Source organism: Actinomadura rubrobrunea NBRC 15275, assembly GCF_001552235.1.
GTDB classification, from domain to species: domain Bacteria; phylum Actinomycetota; class Actinomycetes; order Streptosporangiales; family Streptosporangiaceae; genus Spirillospora; species Spirillospora viridilutea.
Map to the genome: position 1 here is coordinate 1 of NZ_BCQU01000136.1, position 13,216 is coordinate 13,216.

The 13,216-nt window shown below is 75.0% G+C and carries 12 protein-coding genes and 1 pseudogene; 4 read left to right on the plus strand and 9 right to left on the minus strand.

Features of this window, described 5'->3' with window-relative positions; all coding sequences use genetic code 11:
* Window positions 1–17 precede the first annotated feature (17 nt).
* Together AR3_RS27265 and AR3_RS27270 are read right to left on the minus strand one after the other, a co-directional pair.
* A complete protein-coding gene (locus AR3_RS27265) occupies window positions 18–1,289 on the minus strand; it encodes a histidine kinase (protein WP_083952125.1) in 1,272 nt (423 codons plus the stop codon).
* A 236-nt stretch (window positions 1,290–1,525) separates the two neighbouring features.
* Window positions 1,526–2,155, minus strand: a complete 630-nt coding sequence (locus AR3_RS27270) for a sulfite oxidase-like oxidoreductase (RefSeq protein ID WP_067918253.1) — start codon at window positions 2,153–2,155, stop codon at window positions 1,526–1,528.
* Window positions 2,156–2,417: 262 nt separating this feature from the next.
* Between AR3_RS27270 and aroF the strand changes: the two genes are divergently transcribed.
* The 3 genes from aroF to AR3_RS27285 all read left to right on the plus strand — a co-directional run bounded on the left by aroF (window position 2,418) and on the right by AR3_RS27285 (window position 5,824).
* The gene (gene aroF, locus AR3_RS27275) at window positions 2,418–3,461 is read left to right on the plus strand and encodes a 3-deoxy-7-phosphoheptulonate synthase (RefSeq protein ID WP_067918255.1); all 1,044 of its coding nucleotides are present in this window, start codon (window positions 2,418–2,420) and stop codon (window positions 3,459–3,461) included.
* A 464-nt stretch (window positions 3,462–3,925) separates the two neighbouring features.
* The gene (locus AR3_RS27280; RefSeq protein WP_067918260.1) at window positions 3,926–4,852 is read left to right on the plus strand and encodes an EamA family transporter; all 927 of its coding nucleotides are present in this window, start codon (window positions 3,926–3,928) and stop codon (window positions 4,850–4,852) included.
* 54 nt (window positions 4,853–4,906) lie between these two features.
* Entirely contained in the window at window positions 4,907–5,824 is a 918-nt protein-coding gene (locus tag AR3_RS27285) for a DUF5954 family protein (RefSeq protein ID WP_106258347.1), read from the plus strand.
* Window positions 5,825–5,864: 40 nt separating this feature from the next.
* Here AR3_RS27285 and thiI read toward each other — a convergent pair whose 3' ends face one another.
* From thiI to AR3_RS27320, 7 genes are all read right to left on the minus strand, one after another.
* Entirely contained in the window at window positions 5,865–7,100 is a 1,236-nt protein-coding gene (gene thiI, locus AR3_RS27290) for a tRNA uracil 4-sulfurtransferase ThiI (RefSeq protein ID WP_067918263.1), read from the minus strand.
* 180 nt (window positions 7,101–7,280) lie between these two features.
* Entirely contained in the window at window positions 7,281–8,306 is a 1,026-nt protein-coding gene (locus AR3_RS27295; RefSeq protein ID WP_067918265.1) for a 6-phosphofructokinase, read from the minus strand.
* A 159-nt stretch (window positions 8,307–8,465) separates the two neighbouring features.
* On the minus strand, window positions 8,466–8,963 hold the full coding sequence (locus AR3_RS27300; RefSeq protein ID WP_217998791.1) for an SCO6045 C-terminal-like domain-containing protein: 498 nt from the start codon (window positions 8,961–8,963) through the stop codon (window positions 8,466–8,468).
* Window positions 8,960–9,784: an MbnB/TglH/ChrH family RiPP precursor modification enzyme gene (locus AR3_RS27305; RefSeq protein WP_067918266.1), complete on the minus strand. Its 825-nt coding sequence runs from the start codon at window positions 9,782–9,784 to the stop codon at window positions 8,960–8,962. The genes AR3_RS27300 and AR3_RS27305 overlap by 4 nt, the downstream gene beginning before the upstream one ends.
* A 147-nt stretch (window positions 9,785–9,931) precedes the next feature.
* Complete coding sequence (locus AR3_RS27310; RefSeq protein WP_067918275.1) at window positions 9,932–10,570, minus strand: response regulator; 639 nt, start codon at window positions 10,568–10,570, stop codon at window positions 9,932–9,934.
* Window positions 10,571–10,658: 88 nt separating this feature from the next.
* Window positions 10,659–11,813 (minus strand): MacS family sensor histidine kinase, encoded by a 1,155-nt coding sequence (gene macS, locus AR3_RS27315; protein WP_067918272.1) that lies wholly within the window; start codon window positions 11,811–11,813, stop codon window positions 10,659–10,661.
* 22 nt (window positions 11,814–11,835) lie between these two features.
* A complete protein-coding gene (locus AR3_RS27320) occupies window positions 11,836–12,582 on the minus strand; it encodes a lysophospholipid acyltransferase family protein (RefSeq protein WP_067918273.1) in 747 nt (248 codons plus the stop codon).
* 327 nt (window positions 12,583–12,909) lie between these two features.
* Here AR3_RS27320 and AR3_RS27325 point away from each other — a divergent pair.
* A pseudogene (locus AR3_RS27325) lies at window positions 12,910–13,216 on the plus strand (hypothetical protein); the annotation flags it as partial.

Here is a 13,216-nt window from a genome sequence, read left to right on the forward strand (position 1 = left end):
GGGGGGGACGCCCCCGCTCAGTCGGGGAAGACTCCGGGACTGTACTTGGGGACCCGCAGGTTCACCTTGGTCCCCGCCCCGATCGCGGTCTCCACCGTCAGCCCGTATTCGTCGCCGTACACCTGCCGCAGGCGCTCGTCCACGTTGGCCAGACCGATCCCCGCGCCGCCGCCGCGCCGGTCGCGTCCGGCGGACGTGGGGCCCGCGGCGAGGATCTCGCGCAGCCGGTCCGGGTCCATGCCGACCCCGTCGTCCTCCACGCTGATCGCGGCCTCGGCGCCGGCGTCGCGCGCCACGATCTTGATGTGGAACGCGTCGCGGGCCCCCGCCATGCCGTGCCGGATCGCGTTCTCCACGAGCGGCTGCAGCGACAGGAACGGCAGCGCGACCGACAGCACCTCCGGGGCGACCTCCACGCTGAACTGCAGCCGGTCGCCGAACCGCGCCCGCTCCAGCAGCAGGTACCGGTCGATGGAGCGCAGTTCGTCGGCCAGGGTGGTGAAGTCGCGCGGGTTGCGGAAGGAGTAGCGGGCGAAGTCGGCGAAGTCCAGCAGCAGGTCGCGAGCCCGCTCGGGGTCGGTGCGGACGAACGAGGCGATCGTGGTCAGCGAGTTGTAGACGAAGTGCGGGGAGATCTGGGCCCGCAGCGCGCGCATCTCCGCCTCGGCCAGGCGCGCCCGGGAGGAGTCCAGCTCGGCCAGCTCCAGCTGGCTGGACACCCAGCGCGCCACCTCCCCCACGGCGCGCACGCGCGCCGCCGAGGCGCTGCCCCCGTAGGCGGCCAGCACGCCCTCCACCCGTCCCTCCACCGACAGCGGCGCGACCATGGCCACCCGGATGCGGCACGCCGCGTCCTCGCACGACAGGACGTCCGGCCCGATCACGCGGGGCCGCCCGGACTCCAGGACCGGCCGGGCGTGCCGCAGCACGGCCCCCGCGTGGCGGGAGCCGCCGGCGCCGTCCCACACCAGCAGCCGCCCGGGGCCCTCCTCCGACGCGCCGTCCGCCGCGTCGTCCTCGTCGCCGCGCCCGGCGGCCACCAGCGCCACCGCCTCGACGCCGAGGAGCTGCCGCAGGTGCCGGGCGGCCTTGCGGGCCGAGTCGCGGTTCAGCCCCGCGCGCAGCGACGGGGAGGCCCGCGAGATGGTGTGCAGGGTCGCGAACGTCGCCTCGTCGGCCGGGCCGACCCCGCGCCGGGACCGCGGCCGCTCCCGGAGGCGGAACGCGCCGACGGCACCGGCGAAGATCGCCCCGCAGACCAGCATTTCGGTCACGGACGGTAGGAGCATGAAGACACACAGTAATGCCCACGGGGGTGTGCGGCCCTGCCGTTTAGGACAACAGGTCCCGTTCAGTACGGACCAAAGCGCGTCTCTAGGGCGTCCCAGCCTTCCGGAAACCCCGTCGGACGGCCCCGGCAGCCCTGCGCTCGTCCGGGCGCCCCACCCGCCCAGGGGAGGCGCCCCGTACGAACCCCTCCGGACAGACCGGCGCCGCTCGCCTGACTGCCGGTCGCGGCCCCCGGTCAGTGGGGCGGCGCCTCGCCTTCCTCTTCCTGGTAGGAGTAGCGCTGCTCCCGCCACGGGTCGGCCACGTTGTGGTAGCCGCGCTCCTCCCAGAATCCGCGCCTGTCCTTGACCATGTACTCCACGCCGCGCACCCACTTGACGCTCTTCCACGCGTACAGGTGCGGCACGACCAGACGGACGGGGAAGCCGTGGTCGGGGGTGAGCCGCTCCCCGTTGCGGTACAGGGCGAACATCGTCTTCTCGGCCAGGAAGTCGCTCATCCGGATGTTGGCGCTGTAGCCGTACTCGGCCCACACCATCACGTGGGTGACGTCCGGATGAGGCGGGGCCAGCTCCACGATGACCGAGCCGGACACGCCCTCCCACTCGTTGTCGGGGACGGTGAACTTGGTGACGCAATGGAAGTCGGCGACCGCCGTGACGCGCGGCAGGCGTTCGAACTCCTCCCACGTCCAGCGGTGCTGCCCGCCCGACGCGGTGGCGCCGAACACCCGGAAGTCCCACGACTCGGGACGGAACTTCGGCACCGGGCCGTAGTGCAGCACGGGCCAGCCGCGGGGGACGTACTGCCCGGGCGGCAGCGGCCGGCCGGGTGGTTTGTCGGATGGCTCATCGGCTGGGGACATGACGCGGCCATACTGCCATCCGGGGTGAGCTGAGCCATATTCGCCCCCCGCCCCTCCCCGTGTCCGAACCGTGGGTTACCATCGTCTCGTGCGCAACGTCGTGTATTTCTTTTGGTTCGACCAGCCCGGGCGGCTGGTCTGCCAGACGCTGCGCTGACAGACCTCACGGCGATAAGCCCCGGGCCGTCGCGGCCCGGGGCTTTCGTCGTTTCAGGGCGCGGACGCGGAGTCCACCGGACCCCGCCGAATGAGGAGGCACAGCATGGTCGTCGTCATGGCCCAGGAGGCCACCGAGTCGGATATCAAGGCCGTCGTCTCGCTCGTCGAGGCGGCGGGAGGCGAGGCGTTCGTCAGCAGGGGCGTGGAGCGGACCATCATCGGGCTGGTCGGGGACGTCCAGCAGTTCACGTCGCTCAACCTGCGCGGCATGGGCGGGGTCAGCGACGTGCTGCGCATCTCGGCCCCCTACAAGCTGGTGAGCCGGGAGAACCACCCCGAGCGCTCGGTCGTGCGCGTGGGCGGCGTGCCGATCGGCCCGGGCACGATGACGCTGATCGCGGGGCCGTGCGCGGTGGAGACTCCCGAGCAGACCCTGCAGGCGGCGCAGATGGCGCGGGCGGCGGGCGCCACGCTGCTGCGCGGCGGCGCGTTCAAGCCGCGCACCTCCCCCTACGCCTTCCAGGGGCTCGGCGAGGCGGGGCTGAAGATCCTGGCGGACGTGCGGGCCGAGACGGGCATGCCGGTCGTCACCGAGGTGGTCGACGCCCACGACGTGGAGCTGGTCGCCGAGTACGCCGACATGCTGCAGATCGGCACCCGCAACGCGCAGAACTTCGCGCTGCTGCAGGCCGTCGGCGAGGCGGGCATGCCGGTGCTGCTCAAGCGCGGGATGAGCGGCACGATCGAGGAGTGGCTGATGGCCGCCGAGTACATCGCCCAGCGCGGCAACCTGGACATCGTGCTGTGCGAGCGGGGCATCCGCACCTTCGAGAAGGCCACCCGCAACACGTTGGACATCTCCGCGGTGCCGGTGGCCCAGCGCCTGGGCCACCTCCCGGTGATCGTCGACCCGTCCCACTCCGGCGGCCGCCGCGATCTGGTCCTGCCGCTGACCCGGGCGGCCATCGCGGTCGGCGCGGACGGGGTGATCCTCGACGTGCACCCGCACCCGGAGACCGCGCTGTGCGACGGGCCGCAGGCGCTGGTGGACGGCGACCTGCGCGAGCTGGCCCGGATCGTGCGGGAGCTGCCGCCGCTGGTCGGCCGCACGCTCACCGAGTTCGCCGACGACGCCGTCCCGGCCTGACGGCGTTCCGAGCCGAGCCTTCGTCCACCTGAGTTCTCGTCCGCCTGAGTTCTCGTCCGCCTGAGTTCTCATGTCCAGCTGAGTCCCGACCCGCCGCGTCTCGGGCCGGGCGTCCCGGCCCGGCGCGGCCACGGCCCGGCCGCGCGGTCCGACCGGAGATCGCGCGGCCCGCGGCGGATGGTATCGTCGCGGCATGGCGTACTGGACGGCGAACCTGGGGCCGCCCCGCTCCTGACCGGGGCTGCACCGATCGTTTCTTCTTCCCCGTCCCCCGCCCGGCGGCCGGGGACCTACCGGAAGGACCGCGAGCGCGGCATCGTCGCGCGCTGCGCTGGTGAACCGCCGCCTGCGGCGTGCTCGAACGGCGGGCAATAGGCCCGCCGGACCGCCCCGTCGCGGTGCGGATCGCGTCCAGCCCCGGATCCGGATCCCCCATCCGATTCGAGTTCAGGAGCGATCCTTCCTTGTCCGTACGTCCTGATTCTCCACGCGCGCGTGCGCGCGCCTCGGCGCGCCGCGACGGCCGTTCCTCCGGCGCCGCCGACATCCTGCTGGCGGCCGTCCTCTGGGGCACCGCGGGCCCGGTGTTCACGCTGGCGCCGTCGTCGGCGTCGCCCGTCTCGGCGGCCTCGGCCCGCATCGTCCTGGGCGGCGCCCTGCTGTTCTCCCTCGTGGCCTTCGGCGCCCGCCGCGCGGACCTGCTGGCCCTGCTGCGGCAGGGGCGCCGCGCCTGGGTCCCGCTCGCCGTCGGCGCCGCCTGCGGGGCCGTCTACCAGGTCACCTACCTCGCCTCGGTCGCCCTCACGGGCGTGGCCGTCGCGACCGTGGTGTCGCTGGGCAGCGCCCCGGCCTTCGCCGGTCTGCTGTCTTGGGGCGGCCTGACCCGCCGCTGGACGGTCACCACGGCGGGGGCCGTGGTCGGGTGCGCCCTGCTGATGAGCGGGGGCGAGGCGTCCGGGGTCGATCCGGGCGGGGTGGCGCTGGCGCTGTTCTGCGGGTTCACCTACGCCGCGTACACCATGCTGGCGTCCCGCCTGATCGAGCGCGGCGGCGACGACCAGGTGGTGATGGGCTCCATCTTCGGCGGGGCGGCGGCGCTGCTGCTGCCGGTGCTGCTGGCGAGCTCCCCCGGCTGGCTCCTGGACGTCCGGGGCGCGGCGGTGGCGTGCTACCTGGGCGCGGTCGGCACGACCCTGTCGTACGTGCTGTTCGCGCGCGGCCTGCGCACCACGCCGGGCGCCACGGCCACCACCCTCAGCCTGGCCGAGCCGGCCGTGGCCGCCCTCATCGGCCTGGTGCTGCTCGGCGAGCATCTCGGCGGCGTCGCGCTGGCCGGGCTCGGCCTGCTGGCCGCCAGCCTGGTAACGCTGGTGTGGCCCGCGCGAAGGTAACAAAATGGTCTGAACCACTCGCCACGCGGGGACCCGGCGGGGAAGATGGCCGGCATGACGATGGGCGAAGGCGACGCCGGCGGCCGGCTGTTCCCCGAGGACCTGGACGGCGTCGACCCGGTCGCCGCCGTGCGGCTGGCCGACGCGCGCCGCTCGATCATCGCCTATCCCGAACCGGTCGCGGTGGGCGCCCTGTTCACCGCGGCCGAGCGGGTCCCCGGCGGCTGGCAGGTCCGCTGCCCCTACGATCCGCTGCCGCAGGGCGCCCGGGAACTGCTGGCCGACCATCTCGACGACCGCGCCGCGCTCGCCGGCGGCGAGCGCGGCGCGCAGCTGCGCGCGGCGGCCCGGGACCTGTGCGCCGGGCCGCCGCGCGACGAGGTGCGGGCGGGCGGCCACCGGTTCCGCGTGCTGCGGATCGAGCAGCTGGTCCGCCACGGGCCCGACGGCCCCGAGCCGCCCCGCCCCACCGATCCGGACCCGGCCCCGCGCCGCGACGGCTCCCGTGCGGCGCCCCGCCGGCCGTACGACTTCCTGCCCGACGCCGTCCCCGGCGCCGCCTCCGACGCCGACGCGATCGTGCCGCTAGGCCGGCTGCTGGACGCGGCGGCGCGCGGCGGGGGCGCGCCGCCGGAGACGTACCCGACCCCCGTGATCCTGGCGCCGGCGTTCACCGTGGCGGAACGGTCGGGCGGGCGGTGGCGTCCCGTGGGCCGCCTGTACGACACCCCCGAGCAGGCGCGCGACTCGCTGGCCGCCTACTTCCGGCACATCGTCCCGGCCGTGGAGCACCCGGACGCCGGCGACCTGGCCGAGTACGCCGAGGCGGCCGAGCTGATGGGCGACGGCAGCCGCCGCAACGGCATCACGGTGGCGGGCCGCCGCTTCCGCATCGTGCGGATCGAACGCGTCGCGTTGATGGGCTCCGACGGCCCGGAGCCGCCTCGTCCGACCGACGCCGACCCGCGTTGACCGCGCCGGTGCCGGGCCCTGCCGGCGCCGGGCGGAGCGGTCAGGAGGCGGACTCGGCGTAGGCGGGGCGGTGCTCCTGGGCCGACTCGGCGAGGCGCTCGGCCAGCTCTCCCACGTCCAGGCGCTTTTCGATCAGCCGCAGGTCCTCGATGCGGGCGCGGGTCTCCGCCCGCCGCGGGGCCAGCAGGGTGCAGCAGTCCTCGTCGGGCAGCTCGGAGATCGACAGCGTGCGGATGCGGCGCGCCTGGTCCATGATCTCGGTCTTGTCCATGCCGATCAGCGGCCGCAGGATCGGCAGCTCCACCGCGTCGTCCAGGGCGGTGATGTTGGCCAGGGTCTGGCTGCTGACCTGGCCGAGCGCGTCCCCGGTGACCAGCGCGGCGCCGCCGAGGCGGCGGGCGACCAGCTCGGCGGTGCGCAGCATGACGCGGCGCTGGGCCACGACCGCCAGCCGGTCGGCGCCGGAGGACTTGATCTGCTGCTGCGCCTTGCCGAACGGCACCACGAACAGCCGCGAGCCGCCCTGGAAGCGGTCCAGCTCGCGCACCAGCGCGTAGGCCTTGTAGATCGACTCCGGGCCGGTGAACGGCATGCCGGAGAAGTGCAGGAAGTCCACGCGCAGGCCGCGCCGCATCATCCGGTAGGCGGCCACGGGCGAGTCGATGCCGCCCGACAGCAGCACCAGGGCCCGGCCGCTCATGCCCACCGGCAGCCCGCCCTGGCCGGGCAGCCCCCCGGTGAACACGAACACCTCGTCCCGGTCCACCTCGATCGACACCGTGTGGTCGGGGTCCGACAGCCGCACCGGCAGCCCGTACGCCTCGACGATCGCGGCGCCGACGGTGCGGTCCAGCTCGCTGGAGGTCAGCGGGAAGCGCTTGTCGCGGCGGCGCGAGCGCACCGCGAAGCTGCCGGTGCGCCCCGCCATCAGCGCCAGCGCGGCGCGCTCCACGCTGGCCGGGTCCTTGCCGACCGCCCAGGCGCGGTGCGCCCACACGATGCCCATCACGTCGGTGATCCGGGCGGCGAGCCGCTCCACGGCGGCCTCGTCGGCGCCGGGCGCGCGCACCACCATCACGCCGTGGCGGCGGACGATCTCGACCCGGGGCGCCATGCCGCGCACGGCCGCCCGCACGTTCTCGGCCAGCCGCCGTTCGAACCGCTCGCGGTTCTTGCCCTTGAGCACGACCTCGCCGAGCTTGAGCAGCACGCACGGCTCACCGTCGACCGGTGGGGGCCCGGTGACGGACGCGGTCGCGGCGTCGAGCGTGGGCATGCGGGTTCCTTCCTGCGAAAGTCCGGAAAAAGGGCAGGACCTTAGTCTGGCCCACTCAACGCAACGCCGCGACTCGTCGGGCTGTTCCCCCGCGACCGGACCGCCCCGCGCCCGCCGCCCGCGCGTCCGGGGTCCGGGCCGAGCGGCCGGGACCCCGGGGGCGCGGCGGGCGGCGGCGGGTCAGCCGAAGAAGACCTCGGCCTCCTCGTACCGCTCCAGCGGAACGGTCTTGAGCTCCTTGGTCGCCTCGTCCAGCCCGACCCGGACGATGTCGGTGCCGCGCAGCGCGACCATCTTGCCGAAGTCGCCGTCGCGGACGGCGTCGATGGCGTGCAGGCCGAACCGGGTGGCCAGCACCCGGTCGTAGGCCGAGGGGGTGCCGCCGCGCTGGATGTGGCCGAGCACGGTGCAGCGCGCCTCCTTGCCGGTGCGCTTTTCGATCTCGTCGGCGAGCCGCTGGCCGATGCCGCCGAGCCGGACGTGCCCGAACGCGTCCCGCTCGCCGGTCTGCAGCTCCAGCTGCCCGTCGATCGGGTGGGCGCCCTCGGCGACCACGATGATCGGGGCGTAGCGGGTCTTGAACCGGCGCTCGACGTACTCGACGACCTTGTCGATGTCGAACGGGCGCTCCGGGATGAGGATGACGTTGGCGCCCGCGGCCATGCCGGCGTGCAGCGCGATCCAGCCCGCGTGGCGGCCCATGACCTCGCAGATCAGCGCGCGGTGGTGGCTCTCGGCGGTGGTGTGCAGCCGGTCGATGGCCTCCATCGCGATGTTGACCGCGGTGTCGAAGCCGAAGGTGTAGTCGGTGGCGCCGAGGTCGTTGTCGATGGTCTTGGGCACGCCCACCACGTTGACGCCGTTGGCGTACAGCTCGCGCGCCACGCCCAGGGTGTCCTCGCCGCCGATGGCGATGAGCGCGTCCACCCCCAGGCCCGCCAGGTTGTCCTTGATCCGCTCGATGCCGCCGTCGACCTTGAGCGGGTTGGTCCGCGAGGAGCCCAGGATGGTGCCGCCGCGCGGCAGGATGCCGCGGACCGCCTGGATGTCGAGGGCGACCGTGTCGCCCTCCAGCGGACCGCGCCAGCCGGCCCGGAAGCCCACGAACTCATAGCCGAAGGACTGGACGCCCTTGCGCACGACCGCGCGGATGACGGCGTTCAGCCCGGGGCAGTCGCCACCGCCGGTCAGCACTCCGACGCGCATGCCCTCGCCTTCTTCTGCCATGATGGGCCCTCCCTCGAATCTTCACTGGTCAGCCTAGTCGTCCGCGCGCGGTGCACCGCGCGGACGGGCGCGCCGACGGACGGCGTCATTGGTCTAGACCATAGCCGCTCGAGAGGGGTGCGTGGGCGGTTCGCCGGATCACCGGCGCGTGCCGCGGCCCAGCACCGTCACCCTCCCCAGGAGCTGCACCGCGACGCCTCCGGGGACCCGCCGGACGGCCGCCCGGCGGCGCCTCGGCTCGCCGTTCCCGTCGTAGGCCCAGCCGGCCTCGACGAGGGCCAGACGCAGGGCCGCCTCCGGGGACAGCTCGTCGCGGTGGGCGCGGGCGAAGTCCCACCCGTCGCGGAACGAGCCGCGGGTGGGACGCTCGGCCGCCCACGCGGCGAACGCGCGCGGCCAGTCCGCCCCGTACGAGGCTGCCAGGGCCGGCCACGCGCGCGCCACCTCCCCCGCCCGCTTGCGCAGGATTCCCTCCGCCGCGGCGCGGACGGCGGCGGCGTCGAACCCGTCCGGGACGGGCGCGCCGGCGGTCATGGCGCGGACGAGGGCCTCCTGCGCCGCCGCCAGCGCCGGATCGAACGGGCCGTCCGGTCCGTCCGGGGCGCGGCGTCCGGCGGGCCCGGCGGCGCCGGTCACGTGACCCGCTCCATGCCGGCCGCGTCGGCGATCGCGTCCAGCTCGGCGCGCAGCTCGGCGGCGGGCGGGTAGCGGCCGTCGCGCTCGAGCAGCACGCCGGGCGGGCGGCGCCGGGCGCACAGCTCGGCCACCAGGTCGAGGACCTCGCCGGGCACCGGGGCGGCGTGGGTGTCGTGGTAGCGGCCGTCGCGCTCGGTCCCGCCCGCGACGTGGCAGTACGCGACGCGCTCCAGCGGCAGCCGGTCGAACAGCGCGGCCGGGTCCTGGCCGCGGTTGCGGGCGTTGGCGTACACGTTGGCGACGTCGAGCAGCAGCAGGACGCCGGTGCGCTCGACCAGCTCGGTGAGGAAGGCGCCCTCGTCGTACTCGGCGTCCGGCCAGTCGAACAGCGCGGCGATCGGCTCGACGGCCAGCGGCACGGGCAGTTCCGCGCAGGTGCGGCGGATGTTGGCGGTGAGCGCGTCCAGGGCGGCCCGGGTGCGCGGCACCGGCAGCAGGTGCCCCGCCTCGAGGCCGCCCGCGCGCACGAACGCCACGTGCTCGCTGACCAGCGGCGAGCCGAGCGCCTCGGCGCAGGCGGCCAGGTGCGCGACGCGTTCGGGCGCGACCGGCTCGGCGCCGCCGAGCGACAGCTTCACCCCGTGCGGGACGACCGCCGCGCCGCGCTCGCGCAGCGCGAGCAGGTCGCGCGGCGGGTGCGCGGGGCGGACGACCTCGGCGATCACCTCGGTGAACCGCAGCCCCGGCAGCTCCCGGACGAACCCGGTGATGTCCGGCCGCCAGCCGATGCCGACGCCCAGAGTGGTCTGGATGGCGCTCATCCGCCGCAGCCTCCTCCGCGACCGACCTCCTCGCCGACGGGCAGGGGCGCCTGCAGAGCCCGCCGCTCGAGACCTCCGACCTTATTGATGCGAGAGAGGGCGGCCGGGTTGCAGGGCGCAGGCCGCCGGTCCGTCTCGGCGCGCGGGTCAGTCGTCCCGGTCGAGCCCCTTCTCGATGGCGTAGCGGACGAGCTCCACGCGGTTGTGCAGCTGCAGCTTGCTCAGGGTGTTCTGCACGTGGTTCTGGACCGTGCGGTGCGACAGGACGAGCCGCTGAGCGATCTGCTTGTACGTCAGGCCCTTGGCGACCAGCCGCAGCACCTCGGTCTCGCGTTCGGTCAGCCGGGGCGCGCCGTCGTCGGCGCGGCCGGCCGCGGACGCCAGGCGGCGGTACTCCCCCAGCACCAGCCCGGCCAGCCCGGGGGTGAACACCGCGTCGCCCTCGCCGGTGCGGCGCACCGCGTCCAGGAACTCCTCGCGCCCGGCGGACTTCAGCAGGTAGCCGGTGGCCCCGGCCTTGACCGCCTCCAGGACGTCCTGCTGCTCGCCGCTGGCCGACAGCACCAGCACCCGCGCCGGCGGGTCCGCCGCGGTCAGGCGCCGGGTCACCTCGACGCCGCTGATGTCGGGCAGCTGCAGGTCGACCACGGCCACGTCGGGGCGGGCGGCGGCGGCGATGCGCACCGCCGCCCGGCCCTCGCCCGCCGTGGCCACGACCTCGTGGCCGGCTTCGGCCAGATCGCGGGCGACCGCGTCCCGCCACATCGGGTGGTCGTCGACGACCATCACGCGCAGCGGCCGGGGCGCGCCGGACGGCCCGGCGGAGGAGGCGGCCGCGGGAGCATCGGGGGGAACGTCGCTCACAAGGGCAACCCTACGGCCGTCCGCGGCCGCGCGGCGCGCGCGGAACGGTCATCTCGATCTCGGTGCCCTCGCCGGGCGCCGTGACGATGGAGACCGTGCCGCCCAGGTCCCGCACGCGTCCCCGGATGGACTGGGCGACGCCGAGCCGCCCCTCGGCCGCGGCCCGCTCCAGCCGCCCCTCCGGGATGCCGGGGCCGTCGTCGCGGACGCTCACGGTGATCTCCTCGTCGCCGTCCTCCACCAGCACCCAGGCCCGCGCCCCGTCCCCGCCGTGCCGCCGGACGTTGTCCAGCGCCGCCGCGACCGCCGCCTCGATCTCCCGCGCGGCGTGCGCGGCCAGCAGCACGGGCGTGGCCGGGGTGGACACGGTGACCGCCTCCCCGGAGTGCGCGGTCAGCAGCGGACGCAGATCCGTCTGCGCCCCCGCGGGCTCGGCGGCGGGCGCGGGCGGGGAGGCGCCGATCAGCGCGCGCAGCGCGGCCTCCTGCTCGCCCGCCAGCCGCCCCAGCTCGGCGGCCTCGCCGCCCAGCTCGCCGCCGCGGCGCTTGACCATCGCCAGCACCTGCAGCACCGAGTCGTGGATGCGGCGCGCGAGCCGTTCGCGTTCGCGCGTGGCGGCCTCCATCTCCACGGCGCGGGCCAGCCGTTCCTCGGCCTCGCGGGCCAGCTTCACCACGTGCCCGACGACGAGCCCGGCCATCAGCAGCAGCACGATGCCGTTGAAGGTGCGGTTGCCGAGCCCGTCGACCGTCCCGGCCAGCACGTGGATGAGCACGTCGCCCGCGCCGAGCACGGCGGCGGCGGTGAGCCCGAGCCGCGTGCCGCCCGTCACCGCCCACGACAGCACCGCCGCCGCGACCCACGCGCCCGGCAGGGTGGGACGGCCCGCCGCGATGCCCTCGGTGCTCTCCACGCAGACCGTCGCCAGCAGGCAGCCCGACGCCACCGCCAGGTCGGCGGCCAGCAGCGGCCGGCCGCGGCGGCGGGGCGAGGCGAAGGCGTACGTGGCCCACGCCGTCCAGGCGGTCATCACGGCCAGCACCGCCCAGCCGCCGAGCGGGCGCGCGTAGCCGCCGGAGTTCATCGTGATGAGGGTCGCCGCGTAGACCAGCGCCAGCGCCCGGTAGACGGCGACCGCCCGCCACAGCGCGACGTCCAGTCCCACCGCGCCTATCCGTCCCGGCCGGTCACCGGCCGTCCTCGCCGACGCCGTCCTCGCCGTCGCCGCCGCCCGCGGCGCGCGCCTTCTTGGCCGCCAGCTCCGCCTTGACCTCGGCGGCGTACCGGTCGACGTACTCCTGTCCGGACAGCTCCCGGATGGCCTGCATGATCTCGTCGGTGACCTTGCGCAGGACCTTGGGGTCGTCCTCCTGGCCGTAGTAGCGCGACAGGTCCAGCGGCTCGCCGAACCGCACCCCCGGCCGCACGCCCAGGCGCGGGTACGGCTGGCCGGACGGCATCAGCTCGAACGTGTTGATCATCGCCATCGGGATCACCGGCACCCGCGACTTCAGCGCGAGCCGCGCCACGCCCGTCTTGCCCTTGTAGAGCCGGTTGTCGGGCGCCCGGGTGCCCTCGGGGTAGATGCCCAGCAGCTTGCCCTCGCGCAGGATGCGCAGCCCCGTCTCCAAGGCCTCCTGAGCGGCGGTGCCGCCGGTGCGGTCCACCGGCACCACCCCGACGCCGGTGAAGAAGGCCCTGCTGATCCAGCCCTTGACGCCCTTGCCGGTGAAGTACTCCCGCTTGCCGAGGAAGTAGATGGGACGCATCAGCGGCAGCGGGCCGAAGAAGTGGTCGGCGAACGACAGATGGTTCGACACCAGCAGCGCAGGGCCGCGCTTGGGCACGTTCCGCATCCCCGAGTTCCGCGGCCGCCACACCAGGTACAGGATGGGCGAGAGCACGATCCTCAGCAGGATCCAGAACCAGAGCATGCCGCCACCTTCCTCTGGGACGGTGCGCCGGTCGCGCAAGGCGCACCGGTCCGACCAACCAGGATGATGCGCCATCTTCCCATTACTCGCAGGGCCGCCCACACCGTCGCCCGGCCCCGGGCCCGGCGCGCGACCCGGAGTCTCGGCCGAGGAATTCCCGCCGGGGGGCTTGTCCGGGGCGGCGCAGCGAATACCGTGGGACACACGTTTCTAGGCGTCCGGATGCGCCGCCGTCCCGCGGGCGGTGCCGCCGGACACTCGTCACTGGGGAAGCGGAGGCCGTATGCCGGTGCCGTCGGTCACGCCGGAGTCCAAGGAGCCTGCCCCGTGAATCGCCGCGGCAACGGACTGTCAGCGGACGCCTACGTCCCGCTGGTCGACCTCGCTCCTCATCTGGCGGACGCGATGCTGGCGGCGCTGCGGGAGGCGGGCGTGGCGGCGTACGCGGCCCCGGCGGCCCAGGCCGGGGCCGCCGCAGCCGATCGAGGCGACGTCGGCGGCCGCGAGGCGCTCGACCGGCTGTACGTGGACGTCGAGAGGAAGCCGACCGCCGAGAGCGTGCTGCAGGCGCATCTGACCCGGCTGCGCGACGCGGGCGCGCGCGGGGACGGCGGCGACGGCAGGGACGCCGACG

Bases quoted from the DNA above. Each gene is read 5' to 3' on its own strand.
- AR3_RS27265 (WP_083952125.1), bottom strand. From the start codon at position 1,289: ATGCTCCTACCGTCCGTGACCGAAATGCTGGTCTGCGGGGCGATCTTC.
- AR3_RS27270 (WP_067918253.1), bottom strand. From the start codon at position 2,155: ATGTCCCCAGCCGATGAGCCATCCGACAAACCACCCGGCCGGCCGCTG.
- aroF (WP_067918255.1), top strand. From the start codon at position 2,418: ATGGTCGTCGTCATGGCCCAGGAGGCCACCGAGTCGGATATCAAGGCC.
- AR3_RS27285 (WP_106258347.1), top strand. From the start codon at position 4,907: ATGACGATGGGCGAAGGCGACGCCGGCGGCCGGCTGTTCCCCGAGGAC.
- thiI (WP_067918263.1), bottom strand. From the start codon at position 7,100: ATGCCCACGCTCGACGCCGCGACCGCGTCCGTCACCGGGCCCCCACCG.
- AR3_RS27295 (WP_067918265.1), bottom strand. From the start codon at position 8,306: ATGCGCGTCGGAGTGCTGACCGGCGGTGGCGACTGCCCCGGGCTGAAC.
- AR3_RS27305 (WP_067918266.1), bottom strand. From the start codon at position 9,784: ATGAGCGCCATCCAGACCACTCTGGGCGTCGGCATCGGCTGGCGGCCG.
- AR3_RS27310 (WP_067918275.1), bottom strand. From the start codon at position 10,570: ATGGTCGTCGACGACCACCCGATGTGGCGGGACGCGGTCGCCCGCGAT.
- AR3_RS27320 (WP_067918273.1), bottom strand. From the start codon at position 12,582: ATGCTCTGGTTCTGGATCCTGCTGAGGATCGTGCTCTCGCCCATCCTG.